This window comes from Coprococcus intestinihominis (assembly GCF_040096555.1).
GTDB classification, from domain to species: domain Bacteria; phylum Bacillota; class Clostridia; order Lachnospirales; family Lachnospiraceae; genus Coprococcus_A; species Coprococcus_A intestinihominis.
Genome location: NZ_JBBMEK010000396.1, coordinates 1 through 1,911, shown reverse-complemented (window position 1 = coordinate 1,911; position 1,911 = coordinate 1). Strand labels below are relative to the sequence as shown.

Annotated in this window: 2 protein-coding genes; one reads left to right on the top strand and one right to left on the bottom strand. The window is 45.4% G+C overall.

From position 1 onward, the window contains the following. The coding region (locus WMO25_RS17585) for a hypothetical protein (protein WP_349086486.1) at positions 1–552 on the top strand (552 nt) is incomplete at its 5' end. Here WMO25_RS17585 and WMO25_RS17580 read toward each other — a convergent pair. Further along, positions 518–1,801 (bottom strand): MATE family efflux transporter, encoded by a 1,284-nt coding sequence (locus tag WMO25_RS17580; protein WP_349086487.1) that lies wholly within the window; start codon positions 1,799–1,801, stop codon positions 518–520. The two genes, WMO25_RS17585 and WMO25_RS17580, sit on opposite strands and share 35 nt — an antisense overlap. Positions 1,802–1,911: the final 110 nt, after the last annotated feature.

Sequence of the window (1,911 nt, the reverse complement as noted above, 5' to 3'; positions counted from 1 at the left end):
GAACAGCAGGCGCAGACCATCGGTTTTATTGTCGATCGAACAGCACCTCGAATTTCGATAATTAATCTGGAAGAGCAGCAGTATTATCATGGAACATCTCATAATTTTCAGGTGACGGTTGATGATAATACACAGCTTTCCTGTGTGAAATATTATCTTGACGGCAGGCTGGAAGAACAGTTTTCGGAAGATGAGATTGAAGAAGCGGAGAGACTGCTTGAATTGCAGACGGGAGCTTCAGATGAGTATCAGACGATTCGCATTGTTGCAGAAGATAAGGCAGGCAATACTGCCGATTCAGGGGAGTGGCATGTGCTGGTGAATACATCGGATCGAACCAGAAAATTCAAGAAGCATACAGAACAATCCAGGACGCAGTGGCGTCAGAATTCCGCAGAACCGGAGAAACAGAAGGCCAATGACAGGCAGGCGGCCGGATTGATTGCCGGTATTGCATGTGTGATACTTGTCGGAGGATGCGTATGGTATCGACATGAACAGAAAAAGAAAGTCAGTATCAGGCGATTGCCCGATACTGATGATAGAAAATAAGACCGGAGGTGACAGCTGTGATGACTTCCGTGATCCAGAAAGCATGCCATACACCGTTGACACCGAAAAAATGACTGAAGATAAAAGCCAGAGGAAGAATCAGGACAATATATCGCATACAGGAGATAAGTAATGAGTGTATGCCTTTTCCCATGGCTTCCAGAGCACCTGCAGTGACGACGGATACTCCGGATACAGTGAATCCAATGCAGATAATGCGGAGTGCCCGGCGGCCTGCAACAATCGTTTCTGTATTATCGCTGAACAGATGAATCAGCTGATCCGGAACGGCCAGACATAAAACGGTTCCAGCCAGAAGAATCAATATAATGATATACAATGCAGTCTGATAGATGCTTCTGACACGGGATGATTCACGCGCACCGTAATTATAACTCATAATTGGACGCATGCCCTGAATCATACCATTAGCAGGAAGATACAGGAAACTTTGCAGTTTATAGTAGATACCAAGAACAAGCACTTGTGTATCTGAGAATGTGCCAAGGAGAATATTCAATGCAGAGATCAGGAATGAAGGCAGAGCCATATTCAAAGTAGCGGGAATGCCAATACCGTATAATCGTCTGCAGATATTTTTGTCCGGTTTGAAGTATTGCATTTTAAACTGAAGATTTAATGGTTTTATGCGGCTAGCCAGCAGGTAGATGCATAAACCGGTGGTCTGGCCGATACCGGTTGCCAGCGCAGCACCGCGGATCCCCATTTCAGGAAATGGGCCAATGCCGAAGATCAGCAGCGGGTCGAGGATAATATTGATCATACAGCTGCTTCCAAGGCTGATCATAGATGTTTTCATACGACCCACGGACTGAAAGATCTTTTCAAAAGACAGTTCTGTTGTGTGGATCATCGAAAAGCAAAGGACGATAATACCATACTGCATACCATAAGCGATGACTGTTTCGTTGGAAGTAAACATATTCAAGAATGGCCGCATAAAGAGAATGCCGAAAACCATGAACAGTAGGCCGTGGCAGAGATTCAGGAGAATTCCCTGGGATGCGGCAGATGACGCTGCGTCGCCTTTGCGGCTCCCGAGAAAGATGGCAATGACAGCATTGGTACCGACGCCGAAACCAACTGCGATAGAATGCAGAAGATTCTGGACAGGGTAGACAAGGGAAATAGCCATCATTGCATCTTCGCTCATGCGTGCAACGAAAATACCGTCAACAATATTATAGAGGGAATTGATGAGCATGGAAAGCATCATAGGGATACCCATACTCAGCAGCAGTGACAGAACAGGTTTTTCTTTCATATAAGAAGTATCGGCTACAGTCATATTGAACTCCTTTCTGAGTGTGGTGTACAGCAGTGATTGAATCAGTGGAA